Genomic DNA, 12,851 nt, shown 5'->3' with positions numbered 1-12,851 from the left:
CTTACACCTCTGAAGGGACCGGGATGGTCTCGAGTACAGATTTGATCAACTTTGACGGCTTCGTCTTCAGCGACGCTTCGACCGTCAAGACGATTCGATGCCCTAAAATCGGAAGTGCGAGTGCCCGAATATCCTCCGGTGAGACATAGTCCCGTCCTTCCATATAGGCATGAGCCCGAGCCGCCATCGTATATGCGAGCGTCGCTCGTGGACTTGGTCCGACCTCGATGTCGCGATGGTGACGGAGCGATTCCATCAAATCCAGCAAGTAATCTTCCATCGCCTCGTGGAATCGGACATCTCGTACCTCTTGCTGCATCTTTAACAATTCGTCCTGTTGCAGAGAGAAGGATTCTGAAGCGAGATGCTCATTGCGAATCAGTCGTCGTTCGGAATCTCGTGAGAGGGGAGCAAGTGTCAATTTGAATAAGAAACGGTCCAATTGAGCCTGCGGGAGCGGGAACGTCCCTTGCCCGTCGAACGGGTTTTGTGTAGCAATCATAAAGAATGGTTCCGGTAACTTGAGCGACACTTCCCCGAGTGTCACTTGACGTTCCTGCATCGCCTCGAGCAACGCGGATTGTGTACGTGGTGTCGTCCGGTTGATCTCATCGACAAGTAGAATCGACGTGAAAATCGGACCCGTCCGGCGTTCGAACGCCCCGGTCGTCGGATTGAACAACTCCATTCCTAATATGTCACTCGGCAATGTATCCGGAGTACATTGTACACGCTGGAATGTCGCCGAGATGGAGCTTGCTAAACTACGGGCGAGTGTAGTTTTGCCTGTGCCGGGACGGTCCTCGAGTAAAACGTGACCTCCCGAGAGTAGCGCAATCGAAGCGAGCTTGATGGCTTTCGATTGACCAATGACTTGATCATTCAAATGTGAAACCCATGGATGGTTCATTCAAAATCCCCCTATATTTTTCTGATAATTAAGAAAATCATAGCATAATCGGTTCAGGAGATGTATCAAAAATCAAATTCACTAAAAAAGACCGACCGGCATAAGCCAGTCAGTCAACGTTTCGGAGTATCTAAATATCGTTCAAAATGACGTTCGAGCCATTCTTGGAAGAAGGACATGAACGTACAGATTGCCCAGTAGATCAACGCCACGACGATATACACTGTCATGTAGTCAAACTCCCGACCACCGACGATCTTGGCCTTGTTGAAGATCTCAGGTACCGTGATCATCGCGGCGAGCGAACTGGCTTTAATCAAATCGAGAAAAACGTTCGAGAGCGGCGGAAGGGCGATCCGTGTCGCCTGTGGTAAGACGACCCCCTTCAATGTTAGCCATTTCCCCATCCCGAGTGAACGAGCCGCCTCCACCTGTCCGTCATCGACCGCACGAATCGAGGAGCGGATGATCTCAGCGATATAGGCGGCGGAATTCAAACTGAATCCGAGAATGGCTGCCGTCAAAGCGGCGAACTCGATCCCGATGAACGGGAATCCCGAATAGAGGATGAACAGAATGATCAAGATGGGTACGCCACGCATGAACGAGATATAGAAAGTTGACGGGTATCGAAGGAGTCGTGTCGGAGACAACTTCCCGAGCGCCAACAAAAGACCGAGCAAGAGACCAAAAAACATACTGACGAACGAAATCCAAAGCGTATTCGGTAATCCACCCAATAGATAAGGAAATGATTGAATCGCCAGGTCTACGTCAAAGATGGCGTCCCATTTAATATCTGAGAACGTCATGCCGTCATTACTTCGTTTCGACGATTGTTGCGTCTACGTCTGGTTCTACCGAAACATCCGCGCCATTGTAGAATTGCTCAGATAGTTTCTTGACCGTACCATCTTCAAGCATCTCATCTAGTACACGGTCGATATTCTCCTGGAGCTCGTCATTTTCTTTGTCCATCAAGAAAGCGACTTCTTGTGGGTTATAGGCGATATCCGGGTGAATCGTGATATCAAACTCAGGGAAGAAGGCAAGGGCCAACGTCTGAAGGTAATAGTCATTCAAGATGACATCGGTCCGTCCTGTTGAAACGTCGCGCAAGTACTGATCGTTCGTCGCGTTGTCATAGATGACTTCTTCTGCACCATATTCTCGAGCCACGTCCATGAAGACAGTCGTCGCCTCACCAGCGGCTTTCTTACCTTTCAAATCCTCGAGTGATTCGATTCCAGAGAGGTCGCTCTTGCGAACGATGGCCGTCCCGTACGTGTATTTATACGGTTTTGAGAAGGCAAACTTCTCTTTACGGTCTTCTGTTACCGAGATATCATTCGCTGCCACGTCGATTTGACCGTTCTGTACACTCGTCAACATGTTGTCAAATGCCGTTTCTTTGAATTCGATCTCGAGGTCAAGACGCTTGGCGACTTCTTTCATGAGTTCGACATCAAATCCTGTCAACGTGTCACTCTCTTCTTCACGGAAAGAAGCGGGGTAGAGGGTACCGGCCGTACCGACCGTCAATGTGCCTTCTTCTTGAATCTCTTCCCAGCGTGTCGTATCTGCTTGATCCGTGCTATCATTACCACAAGCAGCAAGTGGGATTGCTAAAAATAAAGTTGCTGCCAAACCTTTAGTCGTTCGTTTCACAAGAATTCCTCCTTAGATGGTTCATCTGTCTAAAAATAGCATGACTTCAGCGGTCTAGCAACTGTGAAGCATGTATTAAACAGGTGAAATTAAAATTTGAAACGTTTATTCATAAAGCGTTATCATTCCTATGAATGCTAAATTCACACGAATGATACAGAAGTAAAAATTAAGTGAGACAGAATCGATATTGAGGAGGCAGAGCGTATGAGTTTAATTCAAATCATTGCCTTAGATGAGTCGCATATTCATATTGTAAACGATGCAAATGATCCTTTTCCGATCATCGGACGAATCATGCCAAGTTATATGGATGGAAAATGGACATATGTCGAAGAATTAGATGAAGAAGTCAGAGAGATAACATTTCCGGACGATCGATTAGACTGGAAACAATATATCGAACATGACAGTCGCATCCTGTTTTTAGCGATGGATGCAGATGAATGTGTCGGACAAATCCGACTCGTGAAGGATTGGAATCGATTTGCATACATTGAAAATATCGCGGTCCGTCAAACACATCGTAAGCGTGGAATCGGAAAACTGTTGCTTGAAACAGCCGAACAGTGGGCAAAAGAAAAACAGCTGATCGGCTTATCGCTTGAAGCGCAGAACGATAACTTGATTGCATGTCGCTTTTATAGAAAAGAGGGATTTCAACTCGGAGGCGTCGACACGATCAAACAATACGCGAATCCACAAATCGAGTTGACCTTGTATTGGTACAAGATTTTTAAGGAATAGGGAGCTTTAAAATAGAGAAAAAATTACTCTATTTTTTATTAGTTTACATAACATATATTATCAGTAAAAATAATATCTCATCTCATTATCTTAGTATACTTATGATAGTGAGATGAGATTTGAATTTAAGACGTATGCGTATACCGGATCAATGTGACGCCATGTTCTGGTTCGAATTCGGCACTCGGTTCAAATCCAAGTTTCGTATACAGACGCTTCGCCGGTCCGTTATGCTTGCCCGTATGCACGTAAATCAACTTTCCTTTGTGAATGCTCAATATGTGTTCGAGTAACGTCGTCGCCAGTCTCGCCCGAAAGTATGTCGGGTCGATACATAGTTTCGTGATTTCAACAGTTTTCTCAGATGCTTCCACCGTGACAAACCCAATCAACCGCTCCTCGATATATAAGCCATAACTCGTGCCTGGTAAGTTTTGAATGACATCAATCGTCTCATAGCGCGCTGGGATTTCGTCAAACCCGAGCAGTTCCGCTTCGACCGCATAAGCGTTACGTTGAATCTCGAGCATCTGTTGGGCTTGCTCAAATTGATGAATGGCAACTTCTTTCAGTTGCATGGTGCAACCCTCCCGTTAACGGATAAACTTTCTCGCCTGCTTCCGTTTCGCCCGTTTCAACGCCAAATAGAGCCGGTGTGTCCCTTTGAGTGGCGGACCGTGCCCTACGAAAGTAAGGAGTGGTGACAAGTCCACTAGCCGCTCCGCACTCTCGACGGCAACGGACCGATTCCATGTCGCGAGTCCTGGTAATGGGAATAACGGCCGAACATCTCCCGCTACCGCTGCCCCTCCCTGAGTTTGAAAAGCGTCACCTGCAAATAATACCCGATTTACCTCGTCATAGTACGCAATTGACCCTGGTGTATGACCCGCTGCATCGAGGACACGTAAACCGAATAACCGCTCACCAATATCTAGTACCGCATCCGGTGTAGAACGAATCGTCGGCAAAGAACCACGAATCTTGTTCTGCTCTTCTTCCTCTAGCGACCGATCTCCCAATAAGAGGCGGGCATCACGTCGGGAGATGAAGAGTTCAGCGAGCGGATGCTCTGCTTTGATGGTGTCCACCCCACCGACATGATCCCCATGAGCATGCGTTAACAATATCGCGAGGAGTGGCTTGTCTAGCTCGGCGATATACGATAGGATATCGGTCGCGTTCCGCTCCAGCGCCGTGTCGATCAAGACGAGTCCGAGCTCATGCTCAAACAGTTGAACGTTGATTGGCAGTACGGGAGCGTAAAAGGTCAGTTGATGGATATGTCCATATCGTCTTACTTGCATCATTGAGCCTCCTAGTCGAATAAAGTGGTCCAGTCTTCTTCTTGCCAATGCGCGTCAAAGCACATATGAATCTGTTCGATCGTATTTCGGGCAAGGGAGAGCTCAGGTAAATCGTCTCGTTCAAAGAAACCGACGTCACTCGTCTCCACGCCGGCGCTCCCCTCCCCGTCACCAATCAGTGCACACTCGATGAAAAGTTTGTAATAATGCTCCGAGAGAGGTGGGTGTGGATGTTCATGCATATCGAACAAGGCGAGCAACCGTACTGGAATCACATCCAGGCCAGCCTCTTCCTCTACTTCTTTGATGATATTCGAGGCAGGAGAGCGATTCACTTCACAGAAACCGCCGGGTAAGGTCCACAAACCATCTGATCGCTCCTTCACGAGCAGGATTCGGTCATCTTTGAAGATGACGCCTCGCACATCAAGTTTCGGAGTCGGATAACCGTCCACATGAACGAGTTGTAAGATGGCCTCGTTCGATAAGTCCGAGTGCCGTTCATACATCTCTCTTGCGATTTCTTGTAACTCTTCGTACCGTTCTCGGTCATATTGATCACGCGTGAACGTCAGACCGGCCTGAGACAGCGCCTGAATTCGTTTCGCCCATGTCAGCCATTGAGACATATAGATCCCCCTATCTTTTGTCCTACATGTCTTTTTCGGCAAATCGATGCATTCTTCCTTTTCAGAACCCACATTCTCTGATGTCAGCTTTCCATCACGTATACGAATAACAATTGGTCGAGATGCACACGCGGCACCATCGACGACAACAACGCGATTTAGAGACATGGCTACGACAAAAAGACCTGTGAACGGCGAATCAGCCAAATCACAGGTCTTTTGATTAATTGAGATACACGTCCTCGATTTCACCGAACGAGTCTTCGTCAAAGACGAACGAGCCGTTGGCATAGCGATCGAGTAGCGTAAGGGTTTTTGTCTTCACTTGTTTTGCTTTTTCTTTCCCGACGATATGAAGCGTCTCATCCCCATGTACTGGAAGCACACGACGGATTTGGTGTGGTTTTGATTTGACCTCACGAATGAGCATCGTCCCACGAAGGTTGCGGTTCGTACAGTCGAACTGGTCGTCGAGTTTCATCTTCTTGACCGCTCCCCGTTGCGTCACGAGAACGAACAACGGTGGCGTGAAGAAGGAGAAGGCATCGGCGACGAGGTCACCGTCTTTCAGGTTCATCGCCTTCACACCGGCTGCCCGCTGTCCGACGACAGGGACATCATCCTCTTTGAACCAGAGACCGTATCCACGCTCTGAGACGAGGAACAACTGCCCTGGACCGTCACTGATTCCGGCGAAGACGACCTCGTCGTCACCTTTCAGCTTCAAGGCCATGAGTGGTTTCGATTTCCGCTGCGCGTCGTAGTCGCGTAACGGTGTACGTTTGACCATCCCGTCTTTCGTCACGAAGAGGCAATGGGCGTCCGTATCGAACGTCGAGACGACGTCTGCCGAGATGACCTGTTCCCCTTCAATCGGGACGAGGTTGGCGACATGTTGTCCGGCATCCTTCCACTTCGATTCAGGGATCTGATGGATCGGGATGAGGAGGTAACTACCCTTGTTCGTCCAAACGAGCAAGTGGTCCGTCGTCATGGCTTGTGTCGTAAGGAGTGGACGATCCTTTTCTTTCATCTCCGGTAAAACGTCACTCGACGCTCCATACGAACGCATCGAGGCACGTTTGACGTACCCGTCACGGCTGACGAATACCATCGTCTCTTCGACAGCAATCATAACTTCCGTCTTCAGTTTTAATTCCTCAACTTCCGACTCGATCACCGAACGACGGTCATCTCCGAACTCGTCACGCAATGCCGTAAGTTCTTTCACGATCAACTTCCGTTTTGTCGCGTCCACGTCGAGGATGTTTGAGAGGCGGGCAATCTCTTTCTGGAGCGCCTTTGCTTCTTTTTGCAACTCGACGATGTCCGTATTCGTGAGTCGATACAATTGGAGCATGACGACGGCTTCGGCTTGTCGTTCCGTGAATGAGAACCGCTCCATCAGTTTCTTCTTCGCGTCCGCCTTGTCTTTGGCGGAACGGATCAATTCGAGTGTCTCATCGAGGACCGAGATGGCTTGTTCTAAGGCATCGACGATTTCGGCACGTTTCTTCGCCTGTTCGAGCTCGAACGTCGTTCGGCGTGTCACTACTTCTTCGACGTGTTTCAAATAGGCGTCAATGATTGGGATAATTCCCATCTGTTTCGGCGTCCGGTTCACGATGGAGACCATATTGTAGTTATAGGCGAGCTGTAGGTCCGTATGCTTCAAGAAGAAGTGAAGGACACCTTCCGCGTCCGCTTCTTTCTTCAATTCGATGACGACCCGAAGGCCCGTCCGATCCGTCTCATCACGGACTTCCGCGACACCTTCGACTTTTTTATCGAGACGGAGCTCTTCCATCTTTTTGACGAGGTTCGCCTTATTCACTTCATACGGAAGTTCGGTAATCGTGATCTGTTCACGGCCACCTTTTAATTGCTCAATGTCGGACTTCGCCCGGATGATGACCTTCCCTTTACCGGTCTCGAACGCCTTTAAGATACCGTCTTTGCCCATGACTGTCCCACCAGTAGGGAAATCAGGACCCGTGACGTACTCGAGTGCGTCTTTCGCCGTATCGACCTGGCCCTTCAAGCGTGCGATGGCGAGGTTGAGGACTTCTGTCAAGTTATGCGGTGGGATTTCCGTCGCATAACCGGCCGAAATCCCTGTCGTTCCGTTCATGAGAAGGTTCGGAAGGAGCGACGGCAAGACGAGCGGTTCTTCCGTAGAATCATCAAAGTTCGGTGTATAATCGACCGTATTTTTCGCAATCGACGTCAGCATGACACCGGCAATCTTCGAGAGACGGGCTTCCGTATAACGCATGGCCGCTGCTGGGTCACCGTCCATCGACCCGTTGTTCCCATGCATATCGATGAGCGGATACCGGAGTTTCCAATCTTGCGAGAGACGTACCATCGCCTCATAGACGGACGAGTCACCGTGCGGGTGATAGTTCCCGATGACGTTCCCGACCGTCTTGGCGGACTTCCGATAGGGCTTATCGTTCGTATTCCCCTCGTGGTGCATCGCATATAGAATCCGGCGCTGTACAGGCTTGAGTCCGTCACGTGCGTCCGGTAAGGCGCGGTCTTGGATGATATATTTTGAGTAACGCCCGAACCGGTCTCCAACGACCTGTTCGAGAGATAGGTTTAAAATGTGTTGAATCGTCGACATTGTTACATCACTTCCTCAATCGCTTTAGTCACATGTTCATTGGCGATGATCGAATCATCTTCCTGGAGTCCGAAGGCGACGTTCTCCTCGATCCACTCACGGCGATGCGTGACGTTGTCACCCATCAAGACCGATACACGCTTGTCCGCGACAGCCGCATCGTCGACTGTGACACGGATGAGTGTGCGCGTGTCCGGGTTCATCGTCGTCTCCCATAACTGGTCCGCGTTCATCTCACCGAGACCTTTGTAGCGTTGGAGGATATAGCCTTTCTTATACACTTTGACGAGCTTCTCGAGTGCCTCTTCGTCCCAGGCATAGTCGAACTGTTCGGACTTGCCTTTCCCTTTCGAGATGCGATAGAGCGGTGGCAAGGCGACGAACACACGGCCTGCCTCGACGAGCGGTCGCATATAACGGAAGAAGAACGTGAGGAGGAGCACCTGGATGTGTGCACCGTCCGTGTCGGCATCCGTCATGATGATGATCTTGTCGAAGTTGCAGTCATCCAAGTCGAAATCGTGACCGACCCCGGCACCGATCGCGTGGATGATCGTATTGATTTCTTCATTCTTCATGATGTCCTGGAGTTTCGACTTCTCCGAGTTGATGACCTTCCCGCGTAATGGGAGGATGGCTTGGAACGTCCGGTCGCGCCCTTGTTTGGCGGAACCACCGGCCGAGTCACCCTCGACGAGGAACAGTTCGTTCTTGGCGGCATTCTTCGACGTCGCCGGCGTCAATTTCCCGTTCAAGATGCTCGAACGTTTCTTTTTCTTCCCGTTACGTGCCTCTTCCCGGGCCTTACGCGCCGCCTCGCGCGCTTGTGCCGCGCGAATCGCCTTTTTGATAAGCATCGTGGCCATCTGTGGGTTCTCCTCTAGGAAGATCGTCAGCTGCTTCGCCATGACGCTATCGGCACTCGCACGCGCCTCCGGGGAACCGAGTTTCGACTTTGTCTGCCCCTCGAACTGGAGGAACTCCTCCGGAATCCGCACCGAGACGATGAGCGTGAGTCCTTCACGGACATCACCGCCGTCTAGGTTCTTATCTTTCTCTTTGAGCAAACCGTTCTTACGGGCATACTCATTCATGATCCGGGTCATCGCCGTCTTCGCGCCGACCTCATGCGTCCCTCCATCGCGTGTCCGGACATTGTTGACGAATGAGAGGACGTTCTCAGAATAGGCGTCCGTGAACTGGAACGCGAGTTCGATCTCGATCTCGTTCTCCGTCCCTTCGAAATAGACGATCGGATGAAGCGTCGCCTTGTCGTCGTTCAAATATTGGACGAACTCGGCGATCCCTTCCTCGTAATGGAACGTCTCTTGCTTCTCGGTACGTTCGTCCGTGAGTGTGATCGTCAATCCTTTTAAGAGGAAGGCCGATTCACGGAGGCGTTCGGCGAGCGTGTCATAGTTATACGTCGTCGTCGAGAAGATGGTCGCATCCGGTTTGAAATAGACACTCGTGCCGGTTTGGCGTGTCTTGCCTGTCTCAATCAGTGTCGTTTGAGGCACACCGCCATCCGCGAAAGTCTGTTCAAACACTTTGCCGTCACGGTGAATCGTCACGACGACCTTGCTCGAGAGGGCGTTGACGACCGAGGCGCCGACGCCGTGAAGTCCGCCAGACGTCTTGTAGCCGCCTTGGCCAAACTTTCCGCCGGCGTGGAGGACTGTGAAGATGACTTCTGGGGTAGGCTTTCCAGAGGCATGCATTCCTGTCGGCATCCCACGTCCGTGGTCACGGACCGTGATGGCATCATTCTTATGAATCGTCACATCGATTTGACCACCGAACCCAGCGAGCGCCTCATCGATCGCGTTGTCGACGATCTCATAGACGAGATGGTGAAGTCCGCGATGGTCGGTTGACCCGATGTACATCCCCGGACGTTTCCTTACGGCCGTGAGTCCTTCGAGCACCTGGATGGCGTCTTCATTGTAATTAAATAGATCTGTTGACATAGCAGTCACCTCAATTTCGAACACACGTTCGTTTTTCTTTCCTATTGTATAGCTGTTCATCGATTCTGGCAAGCCTCCCTTGTCAGCCATCGCTGAAAAAAAGGAGACCTACCAAGGAGGTAGGTCTTATCCGAGTAGACGAGCATGCTCCACGTACAGGCAGCGGTTCTCGATATAATCGAGCCCGGCATCACGAACGATTTGCTCCGCCTCAGGACTTGAGAGACCGAGCTGATTGAAGACGAGCCCGACATCCCCATGTCGTACCGCATCTTCCGCGACACCCGCTAAAAATTCGTTGCGACGGAACACATCGACGATATCGATTCTACCCGGGATGCTCTCGACGGACGGATACGCCTTACGGCCGTTCCACTCCTCGAGCATCGGGTTGACAGGGATGACGGTATACCCGACACGAAGCAAATACTCCGCAATCTGGTTGGCCGTCTTGTTCGGGTTGTCGGACACACCGACGACCGCGATGGTCTTCGCTTCAGACAAAAGTTGCTTCAAACGCTGATCATCCATCCAAAATCCCCCTTTGGTTTACGTTTACAGTGTAACGTTACCTTCCTTCCTGTTTCAAGTCTTATTTTCATCATAAGGTATAATGACTCAACATTACAATTTCAAAACAAACCAATATGGTTTACATAACAAATTATTGTCTACCATTTATTTTGCTATAAAATCAATCAGTTGATTAACCACTCGATTGAGATACAATCACGCAATTCATGTACATTGCGTGAAATATCTATTTCACGCAATGATACATACGAAATTAGGACGTTTTTTAAAGTCATTTTACGGACTTCTATACAAATTTAATCATTGTTTCGTTATACTAAAAGAAAGGAGGTGTGTGATGGGAACAACCTATGAAACTCGTCGAGGAACACTATATAACGAACGAATTACTTTTTACGGCAATGTCATCGCTTGGTTGGTCCACTTCCTATTTTGCATCTTGTTTTATCGTTTGGATATGACTCTCTTATTCCTATCAAATGGCTTGAGTGTGATCTATTACACGATTTCATTCTACTTTGTACATAGGCGGTGGTACGGCATCTTCTTTACCGGACTTTTTATCGAAGTCGTTTACAACGCCGTCATCTCGACCGTCATTCTCGGTTGGGAGATCAACATGCATTATTTCATCCTCATGATGGCCTATGGTGTCTTTTTCATGCCAAGCGTATCCAGAAGCCAACGCATCTTGACCACGGCCATCGCGATGTTGATTTATAGCCTTCTGTTCATCTATGTGTCCGACGGCATCGAGACCCTACCGATTCAGGTGGAACAAGCGCTCGGACTCTTTTGCATCCTATCGACCGTGGTGATGATCGCAGGGCTCTCCTTCATCTTCGAGTCAGCCGTTGTCGAAGTGACAGATGAACTCGAACGATCCAATGAGCGATTGCAGATCCTAGCGTCTACGGATGGATTGACCGGACTATTGAACCGAAAAGTTGGGCATGAACAAGTTTCTAAAGCAATCGACAAAGCCGCTCATGAAGGCGTTCCGTATGCAATCGTTCTCGGTGACATCGATCGATTCAAATCGTTTAACGAGACGTACGGTCATGATTGTGGGGACCGGGTGCTTCAACAAGTGGCCTCCATATTATCCGATATCGACGGCATGGCCGTCCGCTGGGGAGGAGAGGAGTTCCTGGTCTTCCTATCGAGTCCGTCCGGTGACTTCCTTCCAATCGTCGAGCAATTGAGACGACAAATCGAGTCGACTCCTCTCCATTACGCAGGAGAACGTCTTCATGTCACAATGACATTCGGACTTGCGGTTCGTGTTGGTCACGATACGGTCGAAGAGATCGTCAAAGAAGCGGACAACTTCCTTCGTGAAGGGAAGCGTAGCGGAAAGAATCAAGTGAGAACTACATGAAGAAAGGGGCATTCTATGAGTATTTTCCGTCAACTTGGACAGCGGCAGACACCGACGACGACGAAACGCTTCGAGTTGAACGGGTTGCACCGACTACCCGCATTCATCCAACAGTTTTTTCATCATTTAGCAGCGAAGCATTATTCCAAACAGACGGCCCAGCGCTATGTGTATGACGTTTTAGATTTCTTTCGTTGGGTCGAGCACGTGAGTGGAACGGAGTTAGAACCTGAAACGATTGACTTGCCATCATTCACAGAGATTGACCATGCCGGAGCAGAAGCGTACGCGACTTATCTTGCCCTCGAGCTCGAAAACGCTCCGAGCGTCATCAATCGGAAGCTTTCAACGTTACAGTCACTCTTCAATTACTTAATCGAGACCGATCAAGCGACGGTGAATCCCTTTCAAACCGTAGAACGTCCGAAACGCGGCAAACGGAACCCCGTCTATTTGACGGAATCGGAGTGGCTCGATTTCTCGACGCTCGTACGTAGCAATGTCGGCATGACGAATCGCGAGGCGAGTTGGTACGAAATGAATCGCGCGCGAGACTTTTTGATCATACAATTACTCGGACTGACAGGAATGCGCGTATCCGAGCTGGTCGGACTCAATTGGTCCGATATCAATCTTGAGACCGGAACGATTCGGGTCATCGGTAAAGGCAACAAGGAACGCTTGATCCCCATCGCAGGACCACTTCTTCCGCTCCTCTCTGAGTATCGCGACACGTCGAGTGAAGGGGCGGTGTTCCAAAATGAGAAGGGACAACGAATCGCTGTACGGACGGTTCAGCATATGTTAAAAGGGCATATTGACCGCTTAAAGCCTTACCTGCCGTTCTTGAGCCATAAACAGGTAACGCCACATAAGCTCCGTCACACGTTCGCATCACGTCTCGCCATGGGGGGCGTCGATGTGCTCACGATTCAACAGCTTCTCGGGCATGAATCTGTGGCAACGACACAAGTCTATGCCCATATCGGAGACGAACGGAAAAAACACGCAATATCAGGTTTACAATAATATGTTATGTAAACTATATATCCAAATATAACCACCGCCTATATAAT

The 12,851-nt window shown here is 49.7% G+C and carries 12 protein-coding genes; 3 read left to right on the top strand and 9 right to left on the bottom strand.

Annotated elements, in window-relative coordinates:
• Position 1 precedes the first annotated feature (1 nt).
• From KNO61_RS03855 to KNO61_RS03845, 3 genes are all read right to left on the bottom strand, one after another.
• Complete coding sequence (locus tag KNO61_RS03855; protein ID WP_012726321.1) at positions 2–910, bottom strand: AAA family ATPase; 909 nt, start codon at positions 908–910, stop codon at positions 2–4.
• Between the two features lie 113 nt (positions 911–1,023).
• Positions 1,024–1,722, bottom strand: a complete 699-nt coding sequence (locus KNO61_RS03850) for an amino acid ABC transporter permease (protein WP_031423690.1) — start codon at positions 1,720–1,722, stop codon at positions 1,024–1,026.
• Positions 1,723–1,729: 7 nt separating this feature from the next.
• A complete protein-coding gene (locus tag KNO61_RS03845; RefSeq protein ID WP_214872638.1) occupies positions 1,730–2,578 on the bottom strand; it encodes a transporter substrate-binding domain-containing protein in 849 nt (282 codons plus the stop codon).
• A 207-nt stretch (positions 2,579–2,785) separates the two neighbouring features.
• Between KNO61_RS03845 and KNO61_RS03840 the strand changes: the two genes are divergently transcribed.
• Positions 2,786–3,325 carry a GNAT family N-acetyltransferase gene (locus KNO61_RS03840; RefSeq protein ID WP_214872637.1) on the top strand — a complete coding sequence of 180 codons (540 nt, stop codon included), beginning with the start codon at positions 2,786–2,788 and terminating at the stop codon, positions 3,323–3,325.
• Positions 3,326–3,450: 125 nt separating this feature from the next.
• Here KNO61_RS03840 and KNO61_RS03835 read toward each other — a convergent pair whose 3' ends face one another.
• From KNO61_RS03835 to KNO61_RS03810, 6 genes are all read right to left on the bottom strand, one after another.
• Positions 3,451–3,903, bottom strand: a complete 453-nt coding sequence (locus KNO61_RS03835) for a GNAT family N-acetyltransferase (protein ID WP_012726325.1) — start codon at positions 3,901–3,903, stop codon at positions 3,451–3,453.
• Between the two features lie 15 nt (positions 3,904–3,918).
• On the bottom strand, positions 3,919–4,632 hold the full coding sequence (locus tag KNO61_RS03830; RefSeq protein WP_214812606.1) for an MBL fold metallo-hydrolase: 714 nt from the start codon (positions 4,630–4,632) through the stop codon (positions 3,919–3,921).
• 11 nt (positions 4,633–4,643) lie between these two features.
• Positions 4,644–5,261: an NUDIX hydrolase gene (locus KNO61_RS03825; RefSeq protein WP_214812607.1), complete on the bottom strand. Its 618-nt coding sequence runs from the start codon at positions 5,259–5,261 to the stop codon at positions 4,644–4,646.
• A gap of 223 nt (positions 5,262–5,484) precedes the next feature.
• On the bottom strand, positions 5,485–7,890 hold the full coding sequence (gene parC, locus KNO61_RS03820; RefSeq protein ID WP_214872636.1) for a DNA topoisomerase IV subunit A: 2,406 nt from the start codon (positions 7,888–7,890) through the stop codon (positions 5,485–5,487).
• A gap of 2 nt (positions 7,891–7,892) precedes the next feature.
• Positions 7,893–9,860 (bottom strand): DNA topoisomerase IV subunit B, encoded by a 1,968-nt coding sequence (parE, locus tag KNO61_RS03815; RefSeq protein WP_211782817.1) that lies wholly within the window; start codon positions 9,858–9,860, stop codon positions 7,893–7,895.
• A gap of 126 nt (positions 9,861–9,986) precedes the next feature.
• Positions 9,987–10,391 (bottom strand): CoA-binding protein, encoded by a 405-nt coding sequence (locus KNO61_RS03810; RefSeq protein WP_214813130.1) that lies wholly within the window; start codon positions 10,389–10,391, stop codon positions 9,987–9,989.
• A gap of 340 nt (positions 10,392–10,731) precedes the next feature.
• On the opposite strand from KNO61_RS03810, the gene KNO61_RS03805 reads away from it, so the two are divergent.
• On the top strand, positions 10,732–11,775 hold the full coding sequence (locus tag KNO61_RS03805) for a GGDEF domain-containing protein (RefSeq protein ID WP_214872635.1): 1,044 nt from the start codon (positions 10,732–10,734) through the stop codon (positions 11,773–11,775).
• Between the two features lie 15 nt (positions 11,776–11,790).
• Positions 11,791–12,804: a tyrosine-type recombinase/integrase gene (locus KNO61_RS03800; protein ID WP_214872634.1), complete on the top strand. Its 1,014-nt coding sequence runs from the start codon at positions 11,791–11,793 to the stop codon at positions 12,802–12,804.
• Positions 12,805–12,851 lie beyond the last annotated feature (47 nt).

The organism is Exiguobacterium sp. s140, assembly GCF_018617035.1.
Lineage (GTDB): Bacteria > Bacillota > Bacilli > Exiguobacteriales > Exiguobacteriaceae > Exiguobacterium > Exiguobacterium profundum.
This window is presented reverse-complemented; position numbering and strand designations above follow the sequence as displayed.